The 17,992-nt window shown below is 51.9% G+C and carries 21 protein-coding genes; 4 read left to right on the forward strand and 17 right to left on the reverse strand.

The features are described from left to right. Window positions 1–204: 204 nt before the first annotated feature. From JWF83_RS00210 to fliF, 15 genes are all read right to left on the reverse strand, one after another. Window positions 205–1,911: a methyl-accepting chemotaxis protein gene (locus JWF83_RS00210; RefSeq protein WP_413647888.1), complete on the reverse strand. Its 1,707-nt coding sequence runs from the start codon at window positions 1,909–1,911 to the stop codon at window positions 205–207. A gap of 168 nt (window positions 1,912–2,079) precedes the next feature. Continuing rightward, window positions 2,080–2,715 (reverse strand): transcriptional regulator RcsA, encoded by a 636-nt coding sequence (rcsA, locus tag JWF83_RS00215; RefSeq protein WP_413647889.1) that lies wholly within the window; start codon window positions 2,713–2,715, stop codon window positions 2,080–2,082. 655 nt (window positions 2,716–3,370) lie between these two features. After that, entirely contained in the window at window positions 3,371–4,153 is a 783-nt protein-coding gene (gene fliR / locus JWF83_RS00220; RefSeq protein WP_413647890.1) for a flagellar biosynthetic protein FliR, read from the reverse strand. Then, window positions 4,153–4,422 (reverse strand): flagellar biosynthesis protein FliQ, encoded by a 270-nt coding sequence (gene fliQ / locus JWF83_RS00225; protein ID WP_413647891.1) that lies wholly within the window; start codon window positions 4,420–4,422, stop codon window positions 4,153–4,155. Before fliQ ends, fliR begins: the two co-directional genes overlap by 1 nt. A gap of 96 nt (window positions 4,423–4,518) precedes the next feature. After that, complete coding sequence (gene fliP / locus JWF83_RS00230; RefSeq protein WP_413647926.1) at window positions 4,519–5,250, reverse strand: flagellar type III secretion system pore protein FliP; 732 nt, start codon at window positions 5,248–5,250, stop codon at window positions 4,519–4,521. Beyond that, entirely contained in the window at window positions 5,250–5,645 is a 396-nt protein-coding gene (fliO, locus tag JWF83_RS00235) for a flagellar biosynthetic protein FliO (protein WP_413647892.1), read from the reverse strand. Before fliO ends, fliP begins: the two co-directional genes overlap by 1 nt. Next, entirely contained in the window at window positions 5,646–6,053 is a 408-nt protein-coding gene (gene fliN, locus JWF83_RS00240; protein WP_413647893.1) for a flagellar motor switch protein FliN, read from the reverse strand. It lies immediately after the preceding gene. After that, a complete protein-coding gene (gene fliM / locus JWF83_RS00245) occupies window positions 6,046–7,053 on the reverse strand; it encodes a flagellar motor switch protein FliM (RefSeq protein ID WP_413647894.1) in 1,008 nt (335 codons plus the stop codon). The genes fliN and fliM overlap by 8 nt, the downstream gene beginning before the upstream one ends. 4 nt (window positions 7,054–7,057) lie before the next feature. Further along, window positions 7,058–7,543: a flagellar basal body-associated protein FliL gene (gene fliL / locus JWF83_RS00250; protein WP_413647895.1), complete on the reverse strand. Its 486-nt coding sequence runs from the start codon at window positions 7,541–7,543 to the stop codon at window positions 7,058–7,060. Window positions 7,544–7,675: 132 nt separating this feature from the next. Continuing rightward, the gene (locus tag JWF83_RS00255; RefSeq protein ID WP_413647896.1) at window positions 7,676–8,983 is read right to left on the reverse strand and encodes a flagellar hook-length control protein FliK; all 1,308 of its coding nucleotides are present in this window, start codon (window positions 8,981–8,983) and stop codon (window positions 7,676–7,678) included. Beyond that, window positions 8,980–9,426 (reverse strand): flagellar export protein FliJ, encoded by a 447-nt coding sequence (gene fliJ / locus JWF83_RS00260; protein ID WP_413647897.1) that lies wholly within the window; start codon window positions 9,424–9,426, stop codon window positions 8,980–8,982. The genes JWF83_RS00255 and fliJ overlap by 4 nt, the downstream gene beginning before the upstream one ends. 57 nt (window positions 9,427–9,483) lie before the next feature. After that, the gene (gene fliI, locus JWF83_RS00265; RefSeq protein ID WP_413647898.1) at window positions 9,484–10,845 is read right to left on the reverse strand and encodes a flagellar protein export ATPase FliI; all 1,362 of its coding nucleotides are present in this window, start codon (window positions 10,843–10,845) and stop codon (window positions 9,484–9,486) included. Beyond that, window positions 10,845–11,537, reverse strand: a complete 693-nt coding sequence (fliH, locus tag JWF83_RS00270) for a flagellar assembly protein FliH (RefSeq protein ID WP_413647899.1) — start codon at window positions 11,535–11,537, stop codon at window positions 10,845–10,847. The genes fliI and fliH overlap by 1 nt, the downstream gene beginning before the upstream one ends. Then, entirely contained in the window at window positions 11,530–12,522 is a 993-nt protein-coding gene (gene fliG / locus JWF83_RS00275; RefSeq protein ID WP_413647900.1) for a flagellar motor switch protein FliG, read from the reverse strand. Before fliG ends, fliH begins: the two co-directional genes overlap by 8 nt. Further along, window positions 12,519–14,240, reverse strand: coding sequence for a flagellar basal-body MS-ring/collar protein FliF (gene fliF / locus JWF83_RS00280; RefSeq protein WP_413647901.1), 1,722 nt, complete (start codon window positions 14,238–14,240; stop codon window positions 12,519–12,521). Before fliF ends, fliG begins: the two co-directional genes overlap by 4 nt. Before the next feature lie 241 nt (window positions 14,241–14,481). Between fliF and fliE the strand changes: the two genes are divergently transcribed. The 4 genes from fliE to cspA all read left to right on the forward strand — a co-directional run bounded on the left by fliE (window position 14,482) and on the right by cspA (window position 17,155). Then, window positions 14,482–14,793 (forward strand): flagellar hook-basal body complex protein FliE, encoded by a 312-nt coding sequence (fliE, locus tag JWF83_RS00285; RefSeq protein ID WP_413647902.1) that lies wholly within the window; start codon window positions 14,482–14,484, stop codon window positions 14,791–14,793. Window positions 14,794–15,108: 315 nt separating this feature from the next. After that, window positions 15,109–16,080, forward strand: a complete 972-nt coding sequence (locus tag JWF83_RS00290) for a chemotaxis protein (RefSeq protein ID WP_413647903.1) — start codon at window positions 15,109–15,111, stop codon at window positions 16,078–16,080. A gap of 280 nt (window positions 16,081–16,360) precedes the next feature. Continuing rightward, entirely contained in the window at window positions 16,361–16,627 is a 267-nt protein-coding gene (locus JWF83_RS00295) for a hypothetical protein (protein WP_413647904.1), read from the forward strand. A gap of 315 nt (window positions 16,628–16,942) precedes the next feature. Beyond that, a complete protein-coding gene (cspA, locus tag JWF83_RS00300; RefSeq protein ID WP_017800059.1) occupies window positions 16,943–17,155 on the forward strand; it encodes an RNA chaperone/antiterminator CspA in 213 nt (70 codons plus the stop codon). Between the two features lie 202 nt (window positions 17,156–17,357). Here cspA and JWF83_RS00305 read toward each other — a convergent pair whose 3' ends face one another. Continuing rightward, window positions 17,358–17,537 (reverse strand): YnfU family zinc-binding protein, encoded by a 180-nt coding sequence (locus JWF83_RS00305; protein WP_413647905.1) that lies wholly within the window; start codon window positions 17,535–17,537, stop codon window positions 17,358–17,360. A gap of 120 nt (window positions 17,538–17,657) precedes the next feature. Further along, window positions 17,658–17,900: a DinI-like family protein gene (locus tag JWF83_RS00310; protein WP_413647906.1), complete on the reverse strand. Its 243-nt coding sequence runs from the start codon at window positions 17,898–17,900 to the stop codon at window positions 17,658–17,660. Window positions 17,901–17,992 lie beyond the last annotated feature (92 nt).

The raw sequence follows: 17,992 nt of genomic DNA on the forward strand, positions 1-17,992 counted from the left end.
CGGCTGGTGCAAATCTTTGATACGGGCGGCATTAATGCCGCCCCTACGCAAATCATTGATACGGGTGGCATTAATGCCGCCATTAACGGCTGGTGCAAATCTTTGATACGGGCGGCATTAATGCCGCCCCTACGCAAATCTATCTGAAACACCGTAGGGGAGCCATTTATGGCTCCCGTCACATTTATGGCTCCCGCCATCTTTTCAGAAAGTTTCCCAATTATCCCCACTGGTCACCGCAGCTTTGCCGGCTCCAGCACGTGCCGGTTTGGCCACCACTGCCGAAGGCGGGCTACTTCTGCCTGCTTGTTGCCGATCGTTAAGCCGGAAAGCGGCAACGGCCTGGGTCAGACGTGCTGCCTGCTCTTCGAGTGAGGATGCCGCAGAGGATGCCTCTTCAACCAGTGAGGCGTTCTGCTGCGTGACATTATCCATCTCGGTAACCGCCTGGCTAACCTGCTCAATACCACGACTCTGCTCATCGGAAGCCGCAGCAATTTCCGCCATAATGTCTGTCACACGGCGTACCGCATCAACAATTTCATGCATCGTATCGCCAGCCTGACTTGCCTGTGAAGAACCTCTGCCGATCAGCGACACGGATTCCGAGATCAAGCCATCAATCTCTTTTGCTGCCTGCGCGCTGCGCTGGGCGAGGTTGCGTACTTCGCTGGCCACCACGGCGAATCCGCGCCCCTGTTCGCCGGCGCGCGCAGCTTCTACTGCGGCGTTCAGTGCCAGAATATTGGTCTGGAAGGCGATGCTGTTAATCACCGTGGTAATTTCAGCAATTTTCTTCGAACTATTGGATATATTGTTCATAGTACTCACCACACCGGTAACAATATCACCGCCCTGGCGTGCTTTGCCTGAGGCATCGGCTGCCAGCTGGCTGGCATGATGGGCGTTTTCCGTGTTCTGTTTCACGGTGGCGGTGAGCTGTTCCATACTGGCGGCAGTTTGCTCCAGCGCGGCTGCCTGCTGCTCGGTGCGTGAGGAGAGGTTAATATTACCGGCGGAAATTTCGCTGGAACCCTGATAAATGGCAACGGCGCCTTCGCGCACTGAGCCAACGGTTTTTAGCAGCGCCTGCTGCATCAGCTGCAGGTTATTGCTCAGGGTGCCAATTTCATTCCGTCCCCACTGGCGAATCGGCGTGGTTAAATCACCGCTGGCGATGCGCTCAATACGCCCGACTGCATTATGCAGTGGATTAACAATCACCCGACGCAGGAAGACAAAGGTAATCGTGGTCAGCGCCAGGGCAACGGCAAAGGCGACGCCCATCATAATAAAGCCAAGATGAGACTGTTTCGAGGCCTCAATATTAATCGCTGCCGCCCGGTCGGTGCGGATCTTAATTGCTTTCAGCAGTACCAGATTGTAGGCATCATCCATTTTGCGGATAACATCGGTTTCTTGCGCAATCGCGCCTTCAAAGCTGCCTTGCCTGACGGATTCCAGCATTGGCATCACGCCTTTATTCAGATACTCCTCAAAAAGCTGTTTTAGCGGATCGTCAAGGGGGATATCTTCCGCCGTTTTATTCGGGCGATTGGCATAGATTAGAAAGCTCTCCTGTGCCTGCTTCAAACGTTTTTCCGTCGCGGCAAGGTTAGCGTTGAATTCATCCATATCGCCAATGCGGGTCGCCGCACCGGCATGGATAATCAGCAGACGTGCGGTACGCAGGTGGTTAGAGCTGTTAGACAGCCCGAGACGTGTCTGTATTTCCTGAGTGGCATTGTTTAACGACTGGTTACTGTGGATCAGGAAATAGCTGGAGAGACCGATGCATGCTGCAAACAGCAGCAAAATCCCGCTGAAGATCACGGTGAACAAAGGGACCAGTCGCACATGCTCCCAAAAACTTATCCCACCTTGTTCGGGCGTCGCTTGTTTAGCTTTCATATCCTGTAGCTCTCTGTCAGATGAAGGGCGAAGCACAGCTCCGATAATCAATCCAGACATCGGCTTTAACAGAGAAAACATTAGGGGGAGAAGTGCGATCAACATCGCAAAAACAGAGGAACAGCATAAAATAAAAGGCCGGCGGCTGCCGGCCCTTTCACTGCGTGATTATCTCACATTCACATAAATACCCGAGGTGACATTATCCGTCAAACGAACGACATGATAAATGACTTGTTTATTGTGGGTTTTAATTTTACGTTTAATATTGCCTTTGTGCGATGACACCGTCTTGGCTTTAATCTGCATCTTGTCAGAGATCTGAATGGTATCATGCCCTGACATCCACATTTTCAGCATGTTTGATTCAGTCTGGCTTAATGTCAATGGATGAACATCGAGCCCAGATGAAATACGCGTTGTGGCGCTGATTTTTTTTTGTAAATAGGTACTCAGCAGATTGTCTAAAGTTGATGGCTTTATCGATTTTGATGTAATAATCAAGTTCTTACGAACATAGAGGTATTCCTCAAAATGGATATTCGAGATTGCCATAAATATAAAGAATAACGTATCCGGATGCTGCATAATGATACTACGGATCCGCTGGCTGGCATCTGCTTCGTGAATAAAACATTCTTCATTAATAAATACAATGCCAGGCTTGACCTGTTGGCATTTATTATGAAGCTGGTCGATATCACTAGCTGAGGAGATATTCTTTTTCTTCACTCCTTTCAAAGCCATGTAGTCCATTAGACCAAGTCGTGTGTAGCTGCATGAATCCATAATAATCGTTGGCATGTTAGCGACCCTCACCAAATTGTTATCCGTTAAATCAACGATGAATTACGCGTATCGCGGTACGAGAAAGATTGCTTATCAGGTTTTTTATTGTTACTCAGCTCAAGACGTCGGAGCAGATGTTCTGCCAGGACCATCTTTTCATCCTTGCTTATTGCTGCATAGTTTGGGTTTGGGAGACGTATGACTCTGTCTAAACGCAGTGGGATCGTGCTGGTCAGAACGACCAACTGGCAGCCCGCCATTTCATAGAATCCACCGCAATTTTTTGAAAGCCTTGTCACTATCGCGCAGAACCAGTCTGATGCTGATAGGACAATTCTTAAAAGCATTTACTCTCCGAATGTATGACACCCCGAGGAGTGTTGACAATGCCGCAAAAACCAATTTAAGACAAGCAAAAAAAATAAATAAAAAAGTCCTTTAAAAACACCTGTTTGCGCTATGGGAAAGCACTAAACCTGTGTCATCTCCGTTTGGGATTTCATTTTTAAAATACGCGAAGCGACATTTAATAAGAATAATTTTCATCGAACAAATGCATTTATCAGAATTTCCTTAGTTGAATTCTGTTAAAAATGGTTCGAAAAATGCACATATAGTTTTTGACTGCTTAAGTATCACGGTGCGGTTGTGTTTGTGCGGCTAATGTTTGCTAGCGCGGCATCTCGGAGAGGATGTCAGACAGCAAATCAAACACTTCACTGAACAAATGTTCGCAGAAAGGGGCCAGCAGCGGCATCATGATGCCCATCGTCATAATGCCAATTGACAATGTTACCGGGAAACCGATGGCAAAAACGGAGAGTTGTGGTGAAACACGGTTTAACAAACCCAGTGCCATATTTAAGGTGAGCAGCAAAGTGATAAGCGGTAACGCTAACATCATGCCATTAAGGAAAATTAATCCACCGGCTTTGGTCAGCGCCATAAATGCATTGGAATTAAGCGGGTCGCCACCAATTGGCAGGGTATGAAAGCTGTCTGCCAGCAGCGAGATTAACCATAAGTGGCCGTTGAAACTCAGAAACAGTAACATCGCCAGCATATCGAGAAAACGTGCCAGCACCGGCATATTCAACCGGCTGCCCGGATCGAAGAACGTGGCAAAGGAAAGGCCCATTTGCAGACCGATAATTTCACCGGCGGTACGCACCGCCGCAAAAGCAAACTGCATGGTAAAACCCAGCGCGATGCCAATCAGCATCTGCTGAATCAGCAGCCAGAAGCCGCCAACTGAAAATAGCGTGACATTAGTGGCTGGCAGCAACGGCACCAGCAGGAAGGTGATCATCGCCGCCAGACCAACTTTGACTTTACGGTTGATCGCGCGCTCGCTGAGGATCGGCGCGGTCGCAATCAGTGCCAGAATGCGCACCATTGGCCAGAAAAATTGACTTAGCCAGGTCATCAGCTGGCTACTGTCGAAAGTCAGCATCAGCCGATGATATACGGCAGGTTGTTAAACAGGGTGCGCATATAGTCCAGCACCAGGCTGAGCATCCACGGGCCGGCAATCACTACGGTAGAGGCGACGGCGAGGATTTTCGGGATAAACGACAGCGTTTGTTCGTTTACCTGGGTCGCCGCCTGCAACAGGCTGATTAACAGACCGCTGACTAACGCCGCCAGCAGCAGGGGAGCGGCCAGCGCCAGCGCCACTTTCATCGCTTCCTGGCCAAGGACCATTACCGATTCAGGAGTCATTTTTTATTCCCTGGGTGAGATGAAACATTGTAGGGGATGGCATTAATGCCGCGCTTTAATCCGGGAGCCATTAAGGATTCCGCTGGAGATAACCACTCACGAATAAAAACTTTGCGCCAGCGAACTCACCAGCAGTTGCCAGCCATCGACCAGCACAAACAGCATCAGCTTAAACGGCAGGGAGATGGTCGCCGGCGGCACCATCATCATCCCCAATGCCATCAGGACGCTGGCGACCACTAAATCGATAATCAAAAATGGAATAAATACGGTAAAACCAATCTGAAATGCGGTTTTTAGCTCGCTGGTGACATAGGCCGGCAGCAAAATGCGCATTGGTACGGCTTCCGGGCCGGCAATCGGCGCCGTATTAGCCAGCCGGGCAAACAGAGCCAGGTCGGCTTCGCGCGTCTGACGCAGCATAAATTCACGTAGCGGCTGGGCGCCTTTATCGATCGCCACTTCCATGCTGATCTTATCCTCACTAAACGGCAGATAAGCATCCTGATAAATCTTGTCAAACACCGGCGCCATAATAAAAAAGGTCAGAAACAGCGCCAGACCAAGCATTACCTGGTTTGGCGGCGCCGATGGCGTACCCAGCGCGTTGCGCAGCAGGCCAAAGACGATGATGATACGGGTGAAGCTGGTCATCATCAGCAATATTGCCGGTAAAAAGGTCAGCGAGGTGATAAACACCAGCGTCTGCACCGGCAGTGACCAGCTTTGTCCGCCGTTGGCCAGCGGGTGACTGACTAAGCCCGGCAGCTGGGCGTGAACTTCAGGCGCCAGCAGTAACAGTGGCAGCAGCGGTAGCAGGCGACGAATCATTGTGGTTTCCCCGGGCGTTTGATCAACGTCTGGAGCACCTGGCGAAAATCTGCTGGCGTCGTTGGCGTCGGATCTTCTTCCGGGGCTTTCGGCGGCAGAGTATGCAGATGCGTAATATTTTGTGCGGTTACACCCAGTACCAGGCGCGCGTCATCCACATCGACAATCACCACGCGTTCACGCTGGCCGACACTGACACTGGCGCTAATCTTTAACGACTGCGAGCCGACCTTTTTGGCAGCGAAGCCAAAACGGCGCGCCAGCCAGGCACAGCACAGAATCAGTAAGACGATAAACGCCAGCACGGAACTTACCTGGGTCAGCATGGAACCCGCGCTAGTGGCGGGTTGTGACGCCGGTATCTGTTGAAGCTGCTGAGTGCCGCTTCTCATTTAGCGACTCAGTCGACGCATACGTTCAGACGGAGTAATGATATCGGTAATACGTACGCCGTATTTATCCGCCACCACTACGACTTCACCCTGCGCAATCAGGTAACCGTTGATCAGAATATCCAGCGGTTCACCGGCCAGGCCGTCCAGCGCCACAACCGAACCCTGCGACAGACGCAGCAGCTCTTTGATGGTCATCTTGGTGCGGCCCAGTTCAACGCTGAGCTTGACCGGAATATCCATAATCAGGTCAATGTCCTGCATTGAACCGATAACTTCATTGCTTTCCAGAGACTTAAATACAGATTCCGGTGAAGGCGCGCTGGAAGATGCCGCCTGCTCGTTCATTGCCTCAGCCCACAGATCGTCCGCGGACCCGTTATCGTCGGACGGTTTATTATCAGTCATGGGGCTGTTCCTCATTCAGCGAATTCAAAATCGGGTTAATCAAATGTTCCACACGCAGCGCATATTGGCCATTCAGCGTGCCATATTGACTGGTTAATACTGGCACACCATCGACGTGCGCGATAATGCGTTCGGGCTTTTCAATCGGCAGTACATCACCGGGTTTTAATTTTAAAATGCGCGATATTTGCAGTGATACGTCGGCAAAATTCGCCACCAGTTCCAGTTCCGAGTGTTGAACCTGCTTCACCAGCGTCTCACGCCAGCTGTGATCTTCCTGACGCGAGTTCTCCAGCGGCGGGTTAACCAGCAGTTCGCGCAGCGGTTCAATCATGCTGAACGGAATACAGATGTTAAATTCGCCCATCAGATTGCCAATTTCCACCTGGAAAGGGGTGGTCACCACGATATCGTTTGGCGAGGTGGTGATATTGGTAAACTTTACCTGCATTTCCGAACGCACATACTCCACATCGAGCGGGTAAATCGCCTTCCAGGCTTCGCTGTAACTATCCAGCGCCAGCTTCAGCATGCGGCGGATCACGCGCTGTTCGGTATGGGTAAATTCGCGTCCTTCCACTTTGGTCGGAAAGCGACCGTCACCGCCAAACAGGTTATCTACGGCGATAAACACCAGCCCCGGGGAGAACACAAACAGTGCCGTTCCGCGCAGGGGCTTCAGGTGGATCAGGTTCAGGTTGGTCGGAACCGGCAGGTTGCGGGCAAATTCATGATAAGGCTGAATCTTGATACCGCCGACGCTGATATCCGGACTACGACGCAACAGGTTGAACAGACCCATACGAAATGCACGTGCAAAGCGTTCGTTAATAATTTCCAGCGCCTGTAAACGCTCGCGCACCACGCGACGCTGGGTATTTGGGTCATAAGGACGGATATCGCTATCGCCCTTACCTTTAATTTTTACATCTTCCGTGCTGTCGCTGTCGCCGTTAAGCAGCGCATCGATCTCAGCCTGGGAGAGAATGCTATCGCCCATTGATTCACCTCAAAATGAAGGCAGTAAACAGGACATCGTCTACCACCTGCGGAGGTTGACCTTTCACCAGCGGAGGCGCCAGCACCTGCTTAATCTGCGTGACCAGATCCTGTTTACCCTGTTCATTCGCCAGTGCGACAGCATTCTGACGAGACAGCAGTAACAGTAACCGGCTGCGGACTTCTGGCAGATAGTCAGTCATGCGACGGTGCGTTTCCTCATTGGGTACGCGCAGGGTAAAACCTACGTACAGTACGCGATCCGGATCGTTGTCAGCATTAACCAGGTTAACCGTAAAAGTATCAAGAGCTAAAAAGATTGGCGCGGCCGGTGGTTCCTGCTTTTCAACCGCGTGGGCAGCATCAGCAGGCTTATTCATCATTCGCCAGACGGTATAACCTGCCACGCCACAAGCGATCAGCGTTACGACCAGTAATGCTGGGATCATAATTGAACGTTTGCGGCCTTTGGTTTTCGCTTTTTCAGACATGATGGCAGTTACTTCCTGTGAATTATTTTAGCATCGCCAGCCGGCGAGCCAGGTCAGATTATCCCGCGTCTCTCGCCTTTCAATGGGAGGAAAAGACGCGCGTTTTGCTATTACCTTATGCGTTTGTCGCAATCAGGCGAAAATATCGACAGAATTATTGCCTGTGGCACGTGCCTGCAGGGCGGCTGGTACGGCAATCGGCGTGATTTCGCTATCGCCTTCCAGTGCCTGAGCAAAACTGCTGTTGCCGCTACTGTCGCGACGCGATTCCTGCTGGCCATTAAAAGACTGGCTTTGAGGGAAGGCATCACTGCTGACGCTGGTCTGACCGAGGTTGATGCCGCTCTCAGCCAGCGCTGTGCGCAATTGCGGGATGGCGGCCTCAAGCGCGGCGCGCACCTGACTATGGCCGGAGACCATACTCAGCTGGGCCTGGTCGTTATCCAGTTTCAGACTAATTTGAATACTGCCCAGATCCTGTGGATGCAGGCGCAACTCGGCATTCTGCTGGCCGTTTCGGCTAAACATCAGTACTTGCTGTCCTAACGCTTGCTGCCACTCCGGGCTACCGAGCTGTGAATTCAACTGCGGCGTTGCCGGTGTCATCGTGGTGGCCGAAGCGATTGGCGCCGTTGCCGCTGTACTGGCGCTTGAGACCACAGCGCTGAGGTTCGGAGTGCTGCTGGACTGATTCAGGTTCTGATCCTGCAACTCCTCTTTACTGATGCTGTTTAATACCTGCTGAAACGCACTGGTGGCCGATGAAACGCTGCCATCATCACTCCTGGTTTGACTACTGCCATTGCTGTTGACATCAATCGCTGACGGCATCAATGCGGTAGTCGATTTGCCGTCAGCGACCTGAGTCATCGCCGCGCTGCTGACGCCAGTGGGCACACTCTCACTGGTGGCATCAGCGGTTGTCTGACCAGTGATATTGCTGAGCATTGCGGCTAATGCGTTTGTTTTGTCACTACCATCGCGAGTGGTGGCGGTGAGCATATCACTCTGATTGGCGGTGGTGACCTGGGCCAGAGCCGGATTCTGGGGCAGCATGGCAAATAGCGCCTGTAAGGCCTGCATATCACTATCGCTTAATTCGGTTGTTTTTAGCTTATCTTTATCATCGGCGGTTTTGCTGTCGCCTTTAACATTTTCCGCTTGCAATAGTGTATTGAGCGTTTCCGGTTTATCCAGTGCCGCGAGCAGAGCGCTCAGTTCGCTAACCGGTTGCTCTTCGCTGGTTTCGCCCGACGCCAACTGTGTGGTATCAGCGGTGTTCTCGCCCGACTTCTGGGCCAGAGTTAAAAGACGATTACCCAGCAGGGTCAAAAAAGCTTGCGGTTTACTGTCGTCAGCAAGAAGATTTGCACCGGTTGCTGACGTATCAATGCCGTTTTCTGAGGTGACTGAAGTGGGAAGTGTTGGCAGCGTAATCATTCGCCTTTCCTCAATGATGCCCGTTGGGCAAATTCATCCATCCGTTTCTGATCGAGACGGTTTTCTTGTACTAATTCATTGGCTGTAGCTCGCGCCTGTAAGGTTTCGTAAGCGTGGAGACGCTGTTGTTTGCTACGCCACAACCGCAAAGCCTGTTCCAGTTTTACGTTCCACTGCGCCAGTTGATTGCGGTGCTGCTCAATGGCTTTTTCCAGGGTAAAAATAAACTGGTGATAGTTATGCCAGCGGGTACTGGCGATACCGCCTGACATATCATTGTTCAGCTTGCTGCGATATTCATCCTGATAGTTGAGCAGCATGGAGAGTTGTTCATCAGCCTGCTTATGCGCCCGGCGTACATTACCCAACTGTAGCGCGGCTTTTTCGACATCTTTCTGCGCCAGATCACGCAGGGTCTCAATGGGTGTATTCTGTTTCACCATGCTGGCCTCAACGGATGTTTTTATGTTGGGCCGGATAATGCCGGCTCGTGATCATCATTAACCAAAGATGGCCTGCAGATGCAGACAGGCGTCGTCATAATGACTGCGCTCAAAAATGCCTTGTTGCAGGAATGCTTCCAGTTCGGGATAGAGTTTTATCGCTTTATCCAGTGTCGGGTCGCTACCAGCGGCATAGGCGCCGACGCTCACCAGATCGCGGTTGCGCTGATAACTCGACAGCAACTGCTTAAACTGACGCACGCGGGCGTAATGTTTCTCATCGATCAGCGAAGTCATCGCACGGCTGATTGACGCTTCAATATCAATCGCCGGATAGTGGCCGGCCTCCGCCAGACGTCGTGACAGCACAATATGGCCATCAAGAATGGCGCGCGCGGAGTCGGCAATTGGATCCTGCTGGTCATCGCCTTCCGTCAGTACGGTATAAAATGCGGTAATCGAGCCGCCGCCATCGATGCCATTGCCGGCGCGCTCAACCAGCGCCGGCAGTTTGGCAAATACCGAAGGTGGATAACCTTTGGTGGCCGGCGGTTCGCCAATCGCCAGCGCGATCTCACGCTGCGCCATGGCATAACGCGTCAGAGAATCCATGATCAGCAAGACATGCTGACCGCGATCGCGGAAATCTTCGGCAATACGCGTGGCGTAGGCCGCACCCTGCATTCGCAATAGGGGAGAAACATCGGCTGGCGCGGCGATCACCACGGCGCGCGAACGCCCCTCAACGCCCAGAATATTTTCGATAAAGTCTTTTACTTCACGGCCACGTTCGCCGATCAATCCCACCACAATCACATCCGCTTTGGTATAACGCGCCATCATGCCCAGCAGCACGCTTTTACCGACGCCGGAGCCGGCAAACAGCCCCATGCGTTGACCTCGGCCGACGGTGAGCAGGGCATTAATGGCACGCACGCCGGTATCCAGCACGTCGGTAATCGGCGTACGCTGTAACGGGTTAAACGGTGGGGTGATCAGGGCGGCGCGGTAGCCGGTATCCGGCGCCGGTAAGCCATCCAGAGGACGACCGCTGCCGTCCAGTACGCGGCCAAGCAGTTCAGGCCCGAGCAACAGTTGTTTACCACTGTGCTGGTTTTCACCGACCACTCTGGCGAATACGCGCGCGCCGGGCAGAATGCCTTCGACCTCTTCCAGCGGCATCAGAAACAGCCGACTGCCATTGAAGCCGACGACTTCACTCTCTACTTCGGAAATCTGATGTCCATCATTGCGCTCAATCACGCAGGTGGCGCCGAGCGGCAGTTGCAGGCCGGTAGCTTCCAGCACCAGCCCGGTGGCGCGGGTCAGACGACCATAACGCCGCACCGTCGGCAACTGGCCCATGCGTTGTTCGAAAGAGTCGAGAACCCCCAGCCAGCGTGAAAGACGCGTTGTCATTACAATTCTCCCGGTGCGGCAAGGCGGCACAGCTCATGCCAGCGCGTAGCAATGCTGGCGTCAAGGTCGCCATCTTCAGCACTGACTTTACAGCCGCCAGGATGCAGCGAGCTGTCGGCCAGTAAACGCCAACCATGCAGGTCCAGCGTGGCGCCCAGTGTCTGCTCAACGCGTTGCAGATCATCCGGATGGACACGCAGCTGCGGCTTGCCGCTGAACATCGGTTCCTGCTGAATCATCTGTTGTATCTGGCGCAGCAGGGCGGAACCATCAACCGCCGTTGCCTGACCAATCACCTGACGCGCGGCTTCCAGCGCCATCTGCATCAGACGCGCCGCAATTACGCTGTCGAGCGCCTCCAGCGTGTGCTGGAATTCGGTGACCAACTGCTGCATGCGCGCTTGTAATGGCGCCTGCTGCTGCTGGGCTTCCGCCAGGCCTTGCTGAAAACCCGCTTCATAACCAGCCTGCTGACTTTCGCTTAAGCCTTTTTTATAGCCTTCGGCATAGCCGGTACTCTGCGCTTCATTACGAATCTGCGCCTGCATTGACTCCAGCATGCTTTGTTGCTCATCGCTGTCGTCGGTGGCGATCTGCGGCACAACAAACTCATCAGTTAACGGTTTCTCAGGCTGCGCTAAATCATCAGGCAGCCAGGTTTTCCACGGCCGGGAAGAAAAGGCATCAGACATAAGTTTCCTCGCCGCCGCCAATCACCATCTCGCCACTTTCCGCCAGACGACGCACAATCAGCAAAATTGCCTTCTGCTCGTTTTCCACCGCCGACATACGTACCGGGCCTCGGTTGGCCAGGTCGTCGCGCAGGATATCGGCAGCGCGCGCAGACATGTTTTTGAGGAACTTCTCGCGCAGCGGCTGTTCGGAACCTTTCAGCGCGACCAGCAGCTGTTCGGACTCCACTTCCTGCAGCAGGCGCTGGATACTGCGGTCGTCCACTTCCACCAGATTTTCGAACAGGAACATCTCGTCGATAATTTTTTGCGCCAGTTCGCCATCGAATTCGCGTACGGCCTCGATAACCGCCTCTTCCTGCTGCGTCTTCATCAGGTTGATAATCTCGGCTGCGGTTCTTACGCCGCCCATCTTCGCACGCTTAAGGTTCTGACCATCAAGCAGTGAGTTCAGTACTTCGGTCAGTTCGGCCAGAGCGGCTGGCTGTACGCCACCGAAAGTGGCAATACGCAGCATGACATCGTGGCGCAGGCGATCGTCGAACAGGGCCAGAATATCGGCTGCCTGCCCGCGTTTCAGATGCACCAGGATGGTGGCGATAATCTGCGGGTGTTCGTCGCGGATCAGGTCTGCCGCCGACTGCGGCTCCATAAAGTTGAGCGTCTCCATGCCGGTGGTGGTTTCGCGCGTTTCGAGGATATCCTCCAGCAGGCTGGCGGCACGCTCCTCTCCCAGCGCTTTGGTCAGCACCGAGCGCAGATAGTCATTAGAGTTGAGGCTCAGAGCGGCAAATTGCTCAGCATCAGCTTCGAATTCCCGCAACACTTCAGTCAGCTGTTTATGAGATACCTGCTTCATGTTGGCCATTGCGGCGCTGAGATGCTGCACTTCACGAGTGCCAAGGTGTTTAAACACCTCCGCTGCACGCTCTTCACCAAGTGTCATCATCAGGATGGCGCTTTTGTCGGTTCCGGTCAGACTCATAGTTCGTTACTCATCCATTGGCGAATAACCAGTGCCACCACTCGCGGATCGTTATCTGACATCTCGCGAATACGTTGGCTCAGAACCTCAGCGCTCATGCGATGCTGAGATTTACGTTCCTGCTCCTGCTCGTCTTTACTAAGCGTGACTGAGTAGGCTTCTTCCGCTGGCTCCAGGGACATTGCCGCAGCGGCTTCGGCGGCTGCTTTCTCCTGCTTCTGTTTGCGCACCACGTGAGGGCGTACCAGTTTGCGATACAGGATAAAGGCAATCAGTGCAATCAGCAGCCAGCGTCCGGCGATCATCATCTGTTCAAAGAACGACTGTTGTTGCCAGAACGGCAGTTCACCACCGCTGACATCGCTCTGAGTAAACAGTGAGTTGACGACATTGACGCTATCTCCCCGGTCGGTGGAGAAGCCCATGGCTTCACGCGTCAGGTCTTCGATCTGCTTAATTTGTTGCTCGTTAAGCGCGATCTCTTTGCCTTTATCATCGGCGCGGTAGTTAACAACTACAGCTACCGACAGACGTTTAACATTGCCGACATTCATCTTGGTGTGACGAATAGTGCGGTCGACTTCGTAGTTAGTGGTGTCATCTTTGCGGGTATTAGACGGTACCACACGGGCACTGCTTGAGCCGGTGCTGGCTGCCGTATTCGCTGCATTAGCCGTATTGGCGTTGTTCGCCGCCGTCTTGGCGTTAGGCGTGGTGTTCTCAGTCGCAATTGGCGCCGTATTAGCCGGTGCTGGCTGATTCGATAATGCACCGGGTACGCCGCCTGGATTCTGTCCACCCAACTGTTCGCTAAGGCTGCTCTGGCGCGAGCGAACCGCCGCCGTGGAGAGATCGGTGTTCGGTTTATACTGCTCGTCAGTCTGCTCACGGCTGTCAAAGTCGATCTGCGCAGTAACCTGAGCATGCACATTGCCCTGACCAACGATTGGGCCAAGAATCGCTTCGATACGTTGCTGATAACGGTTTTCTACATCGGTAGTGTATTTCAGCTGGGCATCGTTAAGATCACGACCTGCAGCATCAGCCCGGGTTAACAGGCGTCCCGCCTGGTCGACGACGGTAACATTGCCTGGCGGTAAGCCCGCGACGCTGCTGGAAACCATATGCACTACCGCGCTGATTTGGCCTTCATCAAGTGCGCGGCCCGGTTGCAGGTTGAGCGTAACGGAAGCGGATGGCGATTTTTGTTCGCGTACAAATAAGGTCGGCTTTGGCATCGCCAGATGGATTCGTGCGCTTTTTACCGGACCAAAGGTTTCAATGGTTCGCGCCAGCTCGCCTTCCAGAGCGCGCTGATAATTAACCTGTTCACTGAACTGGCTAATGCCGAACTTCTCTTTGTCCAGTAATTCAAAGCCAACCGCTCCGCCTTTCGGTAATCCTTGTTGCGCCAGGCGTAACCGCAGCTCGTGAACTTTTTCCGCTGGCACCATTAATGCGCCGCCGTTCTCTTCAAAACGGTAGGGAACGTTCATCTGGGTTAACTGTGTAACAATTGCGCCGCCATCTTCGTCGGTGAGGTTATTGTAAAGCACACGATAGTCGGGCGCTTTGGCCCACAGGACCATGGCGATAACAACCGCAATAACAAACGCGGAGGCAATGATTATAGGAACGCGAGGGTTTGCACGCAGGCGAACCAAAAGGTCACTGAAGCCTTTCTTTTCTGCTGAATCCTGAGTGACAGTAGCATTCATGACCATTTCCTGCCTGACAGTTGACCTGACGGTTTCACGTTGTGTGGTAGCAAAGCTGACTCCCTGATGCGGCTTGCAGTAAAAAGTTCCACCCCAATGGACTGACATTATTTTCTTAATCGCAAAATTTGATTGCCAGATAAGCTGTGTTTTTTGCTGCTATTTACAGGCTTTGTCTTATTGACGCTGTGATAAGTTTGCAGCATTAAAAATCATCTTCATCACGATCAGAGGTAAACAGATGGCAATTCAGGGCATCGAAAGTGTGGTGCAGCAGTTGCAGACGGCGATGTTACAGGCCAGCAATCAAAGCACTGACAGCACCGCGCATGCAGATTTCGCCGGTCAGTTGAAAGCAGCATTGGGTAAGATCAGTGAAACGCAGAACGCCGCGCGCAATCAGGCGCAGGATTTTGAAATGGGTAAGCCCGGTGTGGCGCTGAACGATGTGATGGTCGATCTTCAGAAATCATCGATATCAATGCAGATGGGGATTCAGGTGCGTAATAAGCTGATTACCGCTTATCAGGATATTATGAATATGCAGGTGTAACCGGCGTGGTTATCGGCGCTGCATTTGCATCCCTTAACCCGACTATTGTCCTGCAAGCCTATAAGGCTCATGCCGACGAGGCTTTTTTTATCGCCGGTGTTGGCGTTAACCGTGTTTAGCGCACACTTTTAAAAATCGCATCGAATGTCCGGCAGTTAGCTCTGTACTTTTTTATTTCACTGCCGATAACCCTCATCAGTGATTAACACAGCACCCATGCTGGTGAGAAGTGAGGAAGCGAAGGTTTCATTGCTTTAGCTCATCATCGATATCACATGTAAGTTTACATTAATTAATAATAACTTAGAGGTAAAAATGGATAACTTTCAGAAAGAAATCGATGAAAGGGCAAATCTAACATTATCAAATAAGTTCGAACTTTTATTATTCCGACTGGGAAAAGCCAGCCAGGATGAAAAATCTGAGCTGTTTGGCCTGAATGTATTTAAGCTGCGTGAAATTGTGCCGATGCTTCCTATTACCCGTGCTGCAGGTATGCGTTCGCCGTTGCTGGGTATGGCAAATATTCGTGGGCAGTTGATCCCGGTTATTGATATGCCTGCGGTAGTCGGTTGCGTACCGACTACCGGTCTTAATCTGCTGCTGGTCACGGAGTATGCCCGTAACACTCAGGCGTTTGCCGTGGAGTCAGTGGATAATATCGTGCGTCTTAACTGGAACCAGGTCCATCCCGCCGATGCCAGTGTCAGCAGCCGTAATGTGACCAGCATCGCGTTGCTGGATGATGAAGAGCAGGGTAACGGCAATAATATGGCGCTGGTGCTGGATGTTGAGCAGATCCTGCAGGACATTATTCCGTCAATTCGCGACGTTCCGCCGGAGCAAATCAAAGAAAAAGTTTTCCGTTTCACCCCTGGCGCGGTGGCGATTGTTGCCGAAGATTCCAAAGTTGCCCGCAACATGCTGGAGCAGGGGCTGAAGATTATGGGCATTCCGTGTGAAATGTATAATACCGGACTTGATGCCTGGGAAAGAATCAAGGTAATAGCCAAGCAGGCGCTGTCTGAAGGGCGGCCGATTAGCGATAAAATTTCGCTGGTGTTAACCGATCTGGAAATGCCGGAAATGGATGGTTTTACGCTGACGCGCAATATTAAAAGTGATTCCATCCTGAGGAATCTGCCGGTGGTGATCCACTCCTCACTGTCGGGCAGCGCCAACGAAGATCATGTGCGCAAAGTAGGCGCTAATGGTTATGTGGCAAAATTTGAAATTAATGAGCTGTCTGCCGTGCTGCATCGCGTACTGGATGAAGCGCCGCTCTGACAAATCGGCGGTTGGTATAACTTTCGTTGAGAATGGCTCTGGCATGCTGTGGCTGTCCTTTCGCAGAGCTAACGCCACCGCAGTGTGAGTGCCGGAGATAAGCGCCGGGGAGAGGTCACAAATTTTACCAGGCTGCCAGCTTTGCTGGCGGCCTTTTTTTGTTCTGCTTCACCCTGCTGCGGCATCTTCCGATTATTCTTAAGGTTAACTGGCGATTTTTCACTACATTTAACTGGGTAGTTCGCCTTATTTACTTTAAATAACCAGAAAGGGAACCAGCATGAGTGATAATGAAACGCTGAAAACGCAGACCGACTATTTACGTGATGTGACTTCGCAGCTGAAAGAGATGCGTCACTATGCCCAGTCCAATACGGAAACCCTGTCAGCACAGTGGCTGGCATTTGATGCGGGTGAATATAAAAACGACACCTTTGCCGCCGCGATCAATGATTTGCTTACCCGCCAGGGGGCGGTACTCGAAACACTGGAAAAAACCGTGCAGGATCTCGAGATTGAAGCCAATCGTATCGAGAATGAAGCCTGATTATCTGCCGGGACTCGCATTGTGCGAGTCTTTTTCATGGCGGTTACCGGCCGGATATTGTTGCCGTCAGGTTACGCCTGTTAAAAATAAATTGATGATAGTGCTTGCTTAAAAAGTCGTTACGTGTGTAAATAGCGCATCGGTTTGTGGTACAGACCTATTTATGCCAAGCGGTTTTATTAAAGCAGTTCTCAGTTCGAGCGTTATCTTAGATATCTCTTTTCCTGAATCTTCTTATTACCTTGCTCATAAGTATTATCTGCAAAGCAATCCTGTCCGCCTGTTTACGGGCTTCGAAATTCAGAGGAAAGAATTATGTCTAACAAAATGACTGGTTTAGTAAAATGGTTTAACGCTGAGAAAGGTTTCGGCTTTATTTCTCCTACCGATGGCAGCAAAGATGTATTCGTACATTTCTCTGCAATCCAGGGTGATAACTTCAAGACCCTCGACGAAGGTCAGAGCGTAGAGTTCTCTGTTGAGAACGGCGCTAAAGGTCCTTCAGCGACCAACGTTGTTGCACGCTAAGCAATAACGCCGCAGGCTCTGTTACGATAGCGATGATGGCCCCGGCCTGAGCAGTTAGAGAGCCTGAAAAAAAAGCCCGCCTTGTGCGGGTTTTTTTACGTCTGTATTTTCTGCTGACAACCTACACCTCGCGCCTGCATTACAACGGTTCGCACTATTACGACCGGTTGCAATGCAGTTTGGCCTGGCGCAATATTATTTTTTAGGGTGTTTTTTCGCTGTTGCGTTGGACGGCAGTAAAATAGTGGCCGCATTGAGGACAAATTAGCGTGTGATCTTTGCTGATTTTCGCTGAAAGCTGTTTATGAGTATGCGCACAGGCGGGGCATTTTATTTGCCGGGTGCCGGAACGAAAAAAGCGTAAACTGTCGAGACTGATCATTTTCTTTATCTCACTCGTTACAGGTAGCTCAGTCTACGCCCTGTGGCTGGCAATAGCTTGTTTTATATCCGCTGGTTAGCCTGGCAGCGCCCGGATAATTAGCCCCCGGCGCCTGCCGGATTATAAGTCTGCAACCAGCCACATATCCGCTTCTTCAAACATCTCTTCGATAATGCGCGCCATGATCGCTTTGTCACCTTTACTGGCATCGGTTTCAATCGCATTACGTTGCATTGGTTTAACTTTTACCACTGCATCCGGGAACGCACGGTGAATGCGCTTCTCCAGCTCTTCGCGGATCATCTCATTGGCATTGTTTAGCCCTGCCACATTGCGCTTATCGTAAATCAACTCGACGAACATTGCTGTCAACCTCTCTGGTAAGTAATCCTGCCGTGATCTTTTTGCTCGCCAATAATACTGGATAATAATACAGTATCAATGGTGGCTGCGCT

It is taken from the genome of Pantoea sp. B65 (genome assembly GCF_047308185.1).
Lineage (GTDB): Bacteria > Pseudomonadota > Gammaproteobacteria > Enterobacterales > Enterobacteriaceae > Erwinia.

Excerpts from the sequence above, each read along its gene's own strand:
- fliI (WP_413647898.1), bottom strand. The coding sequence starts at position 10,845 with ATGACAACGCGTCTTTCACGCTGGCTGGGGGTTCTCGACTCTTTCGAA.
- JWF83_RS00210 (WP_413647888.1), bottom strand. The coding sequence starts at position 1,911 with ATGAAAGCTAAACAAGCGACGCCCGAACAAGGTGGGATAAGTTTTTGG.
- fliO (WP_413647892.1), bottom strand. The coding sequence starts at position 5,645 with ATGAGAAGCGGCACTCAGCAGCTTCAACAGATACCGGCGTCACAACCC.
- rcsA (WP_413647889.1), bottom strand. The coding sequence starts at position 2,715 with ATGCCAACGATTATTATGGATTCATGCAGCTACACACGACTTGGTCTA.
- fliE (WP_413647902.1), top strand. The coding sequence starts at position 14,482 with ATGGCAATTCAGGGCATCGAAAGTGTGGTGCAGCAGTTGCAGACGGCG.
- JWF83_RS00295 (WP_413647904.1), top strand. The coding sequence starts at position 16,361 with ATGAGTGATAATGAAACGCTGAAAACGCAGACCGACTATTTACGTGAT.
- fliJ (WP_413647897.1), bottom strand. The coding sequence starts at position 9,426 with ATGGTGAAACAGAATACACCCATTGAGACCCTGCGTGATCTGGCGCAG.
- fliF (WP_413647901.1), bottom strand. The coding sequence starts at position 14,240 with ATGAATGCTACTGTCACTCAGGATTCAGCAGAAAAGAAAGGCTTCAGT.
- fliL (WP_413647895.1), bottom strand. The coding sequence starts at position 7,543 with ATGTCTGAAAAAGCGAAAACCAAAGGCCGCAAACGTTCAATTATGATC.
- fliQ (WP_413647891.1), bottom strand. The coding sequence starts at position 4,422 with ATGACTCCTGAATCGGTAATGGTCCTTGGCCAGGAAGCGATGAAAGTG.
- fliR (WP_413647890.1), bottom strand. The coding sequence starts at position 4,153 with ATGCTGACTTTCGACAGTAGCCAGCTGATGACCTGGCTAAGTCAATTT.
- JWF83_RS00255 (WP_413647896.1), bottom strand. The coding sequence starts at position 8,983 with ATGATTACGCTGCCAACACTTCCCACTTCAGTCACCTCAGAAAACGGC.
- JWF83_RS00305 (WP_413647905.1), bottom strand. The coding sequence starts at position 17,537 with ATGATCAGTCTCGACAGTTTACGCTTTTTTCGTTCCGGCACCCGGCAA.
- JWF83_RS00310 (WP_413647906.1), bottom strand. The coding sequence starts at position 17,900 with ATGTTCGTCGAGTTGATTTACGATAAGCGCAATGTGGCAGGGCTAAAC.
- JWF83_RS00290 (WP_413647903.1), top strand. The coding sequence starts at position 15,109 with ATGGATAACTTTCAGAAAGAAATCGATGAAAGGGCAAATCTAACATTA.
- fliN (WP_413647893.1), bottom strand. The coding sequence starts at position 6,053 with ATGACTGATAATAAACCGTCCGACGATAACGGGTCCGCGGACGATCTG.
- cspA (WP_017800059.1), top strand. The coding sequence starts at position 16,943 with ATGTCTAACAAAATGACTGGTTTAGTAAAATGGTTTAACGCTGAGAAA.
- fliH (WP_413647899.1), bottom strand. The coding sequence starts at position 11,537 with ATGTCTGATGCCTTTTCTTCCCGGCCGTGGAAAACCTGGCTGCCTGAT.
- fliM (WP_413647894.1), bottom strand. The coding sequence starts at position 7,053 with ATGGGCGATAGCATTCTCTCCCAGGCTGAGATCGATGCGCTGCTTAAC.
- fliG (WP_413647900.1), bottom strand. The coding sequence starts at position 12,522 with ATGAGTCTGACCGGAACCGACAAAAGCGCCATCCTGATGATGACACTT.